The organism is Bradyrhizobium sp. P5_C11_2 (assembly GCF_054049755.1).
The window spans coordinates 1-4,498 of the sequence record NZ_JBFULT010000593.1 but is presented as its reverse complement, the minus strand read 5'-3'; the positions used below and the strand labels follow the sequence as shown (position 1 = coordinate 4,498).

The 4,498-nt window shown below is 67.0% G+C and carries 3 protein-coding genes; 2 read left to right on the top strand and 1 reads right to left on the bottom strand.

Annotated elements, in window-relative coordinates; genetic code table 11:
- On the bottom strand, positions 1–1,463 hold a 1,463-nt coding region (locus ACXJL8_RS34795), incomplete at its 3' end, for a caspase family protein (RefSeq protein WP_456686428.1).
- Between the two features lie 206 nt (positions 1,464–1,669).
- Here ACXJL8_RS34795 and ACXJL8_RS34790 point away from each other — a divergent pair.
- A complete protein-coding gene (locus tag ACXJL8_RS34790) occupies positions 1,670–2,632 on the top strand; it encodes a helix-turn-helix transcriptional regulator (protein ID WP_456621147.1) in 963 nt (320 codons plus the stop codon).
- A gap of 300 nt (positions 2,633–2,932) precedes the next feature.
- On the top strand, positions 2,933–4,498 hold a 1,566-nt coding region (locus ACXJL8_RS34785), incomplete at its 3' end, for a DEAD/DEAH box helicase (protein ID WP_456686427.1).

Here is a 4,498-nt window from a genome sequence, read left to right as displayed (position 1 = left end):
CGATAGGTCAGCTCCACCGAGACGAACTGCGTGGCCGGCGCGAGCTTCATGTAGAGCGGCATGCCCGCGGTGATCGCACTGGGATCACGCATGTCGCAATTTGGCATCTTCAGCACCTGGTTGGGAACGGCGGTGTCGATGCCGATGCGCACCTCGCGGATGGCGCAACGGTAAGAGACGAGGTGCGTGTAGTAGACCAGCAGCCCGTTGAACTCGCGGAACGACAGCCAGCTCGTCGCGGTCATGTCGAGGATCTTGCGCTGGTCGCGGATCAGCGCGGCCTCGGGATCGAACCTGATCGGGAACGGCCCCTGCATGTCGCCGGATTGATCGACATAGCGAACCTCGATGGTGCCGGCCTGCGCGTCCGGCGGCAGCTCGATCGACGGGTTCGGCATCCGCTTGCGGGTGCGCGGATCGAGCGTGTCGATGAAGCCGGTCTCGCGGAAGTCGCCGTTGCCGGCCATGCGCCAGGAGATTCCGAGTGTCGGATCGGCGAACGAGAACACCACGCTCCAGCCGCCATTGTGGCGCGAGAAGCTCGCGATCGGTGCATTGGTGGTCTCTTCCTTCGGCACGCGCGGCACCGAGACCGGCGGCAGCGCCGCGACCTTCTGCGGCGGCGGATCGGCCGGGCGGGCAGCGCCGGCCGCATCCTTCGCGACGCCGCTGAGGAAGACGTCGTCGACCATCTGATCGAAATAGACCGGCACCTGCCTGTGCTTGACGGTGTCGGYCATCTCGCTGACGAGACGGCGGGTGCGCTGCGCCACCTGCACCAGGTTCTCGCCGGGCTGGAGCAGCTCCTTGGCGAAGGTGCGCGTGAACACCGAATTGGGATTGGCGTCGTCGTTGGAGAGACGATCGAGTGCGGTCTGGCGCGGACCTGCGGAGAACACCGAGAACACGCCTTCGGGCAGCTGCACCATCGGCGCGAGCCCGCCGCCGCCGGCGACCGCGCGGGTGCCCTTGCGCTCGAACGGGTTGTTGCGGCAGGCATCGAACACCAGGATCGAGGTGCGCGCCTTCTTGTTCTGGAGCCGCTCGACGATGCGGTCCGCCAGGACCGAAGCGTCGCGCACCAGCTCCTCCTGGCCTTCGGTCGCGGCCGGCACGTCGGTCGGCAGCAAGTAGTTCTGGCCGGCGATCTCGAAGCCGTGGCCGGCGTAGAAGAAGAATGCGGTGTCGCCGGGCTCGATCGCCCTGTCGAACGCGAGCAGCGTCTCGGAGAATTGCTGCCGGCTCTGGTTCTCGGCGACCATCACCGAGAAGCCGAGCTGCTTCAGCGTATCGCCCATCGTGCGGGCATCGTTGACCGCCTTGAGGAGCTTAGGGACGTTCTTGTAGTCGTTGTTGCCGATGACGAGCGCCACGCGCTTTTCGGCGTGCGCGGGCAGCGCGAAGCCGCTCAGGCCCGCCGCAAGGCCGAGGGCCGCCAGAATTCTGAAAAGCCGACGCGTCATCGAAACATTCCCGTTGCAGAACGGCTTCCGCCGGCGCCCTTCGAACCGTCCATTGGCAAACCTTCGGCCGTTGTTGTCATAGTCGGTCCAGCCATAGCGGCGGTTCAACCGGCCTGGCCCGCCGGTTCCATGGTCTGGCCTATGGCAAGAACAGTTGGAATCTGCTTTTTCTTAGCCGCAATTCCGTTCGTGGACGAGGGGCTGCCGTGTTTCACTGGTGCACCGACGAGGTCGATCCGCAAGACCGCTTCGACTATTGGCGCGAGGTCCGGGCCAAGGGCCTGTTCGGCGTCACCGCGGAGCTCGAGCGCGAACGCCGCGCGGACTTTTTCGGCGAATTCTCGCTGCGCCAGCTCGGCGGCGCCGGCCTCGTCGAGCTGAAGGCCTCGCACTACAGGGTCGAACGCAGCGCCTCCGATATCGCCTATGCGCCGGGTGACAGCATCTGCGTCTATCAGCAGCTCGGCGGCGGCGGCTGGTTCGGCGGCATGCGCGGAAGCGACTTCGCGATTGCCAATGGCAGCTTCGCCACCAGCCATACCGACCTGCCCTATCGCACTGTGCCGCTGGGCGCGGCAGGATTCCACCTGCGGATCCTGAAGATCCCGGTGAGCGGCCTGTCCACGCGGGACAAGCGCATGCGCGAGCTCACGCCCAAGACATTCAACGACCACGCATTGGCGCCTCTGCTCGGCGCCTGCTTTGCCGACCTCGGCGAGGCCGCCGCCGATGACGGTGCGGCCGATCCCGGCTCCCTCGTGCAGGCATTGGCGCATCTGGCGCTGATCGAGCGCGGCATCATGCGACCCGGCAGCCGGCTCGGACAGGCCACGCTCCGGACCGCGCGCCTGTCGCTGGCGCGGCGCCTGATCGCGCGTCACCTGCAAAACCCTGATCTGGTGCCGGCGATGGTGGCGGACCTGCTCGGAATCTCCGTGCGCCACCTGCACATGCTGTTCGAAACCGCCGAGAAGAGCTTCTCGCTGACCGTGACGGACGAACGCCTGAAGCAGAGCCGCCGCCTGCTGCGCGAGGCGCCGGAGCGGCTGATCGCGGATATCGCGTCCAATTGCGGCTTCGAGAGCCTGGCCACCTATTATCGGGTGTTCAACGCCGCCTATGGCATGGCCCCCGGTGATTTCCGGGCCCAGGCCGCGAAAGCGGGTTAACGGCGCCGCGGTGGCCGCCGTCGGGCCGCTCCCGCCGGGGCGGAAAAGCCGAGCCGCGCCCGCTATTTGGGCAAAAACCTGAGGGTTTTTAGGGTCTTCCCGCGGCTGCTCCATTGACTTTGGCCGATTCCCGCCTATGTTCCGGTTCGACGCGGCTCAGATCGAAGAGCGATTCCTGAGCCTGGCGCTTTGTTCGCGTGAGTCAGCACCCCCAGCTTCTTTGAGAGCGCGCCGTTTCGGGGTGGAACGCGACAGCCTTATTACCCTCGATTCCGAACGGCGGTTTCGACCAGAGGCTCAATGTCCTTTTCCAATCTCGGACTATCCGAAAAAGTCCTCGCCGCAGTGGCGGCCACCGGTTACACCACCCCCACCCCCATTCAGGAACAGGCGATTCCCCACGTCCTTGCACGCAAGGATGTGCTCGGCATCGCCCAGACCGGCACCGGCAAGACCGCGGCCTTCGTGCTGCCGATGCTCACCATCCTCGAAAAGGGTCGCGCCCGGGCACGCATGCCGCGCACGCTGATCCTGGAACCGACCCGCGAGCTCGCGGCGCAGGTCAAGGAGAACTTCGACCGCTACGGCGCCGGCCAGAAACTCAACGTCGCGCTGCTGATCGGCGGCGTCTCGTTCGGCGACCAGGACGCCAAGCTGACGCGCGGCGTCGACGTGCTGATCGCCACCCCCGGCCGCCTGCTCGACCACACCGAACGCGGCGGCCTCCTGCTCACCGGCGTCGAGCTGCTCGTCATCGACGAAGCCGACCGCATGCTGGACATGGGCTTCATTCCCGACATCGAGCGCGTCTGCAAGCTCGTGCCGTTCACGCGGCAGACCCTGTTCTTCACTGCAACCATGCCGCCGGAAATCCGGCGCATCACCGAGGCCTTCCTGCACAACCCGCAGAAGATCGAGGTCTCCAAGCCCGCCACCACGGCCGTGACCGTCACGCAGTCGCAGGTCCCGGCCGGACGCGAGGCGCATGAAAAGCGCGAATTGCTTCGCCGCCTGCTGCGCGAGGCCAAGGATCTCAAGAACGCGATCATCTTCTGCAATCGCAAGCGTGAAGTCGCGATCGTTCACAAATCGCTCCAGAAGCACGGCTTCAGCGTCGGCGCGCTGCACGGCGACATGGACCAGCCGGCCCGCATGGCCGCGCTCGAGCAGTTCCGCAAGGGTGAGCTGCCGCTGCTGGTCGCCTCCGACGTCGCCGCCCGCGGCCTCGACATTCCCGAGGTCAGCCACGTCTTCAATTTCGACGTCCCCCACCATCCCGACGACTACGTCCATCGCGTCGGCCGCACCGGCCGCGCGGGCCGCAGCGGCACGGCGATCTCGATCGTCACGCCGCTCGACCAGAAGTCGATGGTGGCGATCGAAAAGCTGATCGGCCAGAGCATTCCGCGCGCGGAGGGCGATTTCGAAATCCGCAGCGACTCCACTGATCCGAGCGAACGTCCGCGCGAGTCGCGCGGGCGCGACCGCGAGCGCTCCCGCGGCGGACGCGGCAAACCGCGTCGCGGCCACGAGCCGCGTGGCGATGCGCCACACCCCTCCGAAGCAAGGCCGTCGGCCGACGCAAGGCCTGCAGCCGAAGCGCGCCCCGCGCGCGAGGCAAGACCTCCTCGCGAAGAACGGCCTGCTCGCGAAGCAAGACCTGCTCGCGAAGAGCGGCCCGCCCGCGAGGCAAGGCCTGCTCGCGAAGCCCGGCAATCCTCCGAGCCGCGCGGCGGATCGCGCCAGCAGGCCAATCCATCCCATGTGCCCTCGATCGGCCGTCCCGAGCCGCGCCGCCAGCGCGAAGCCGACACCGAGCCTGGCGATCATTCGCATCTTCCGGCGTTCCTGCTGCGGCCGGTACGC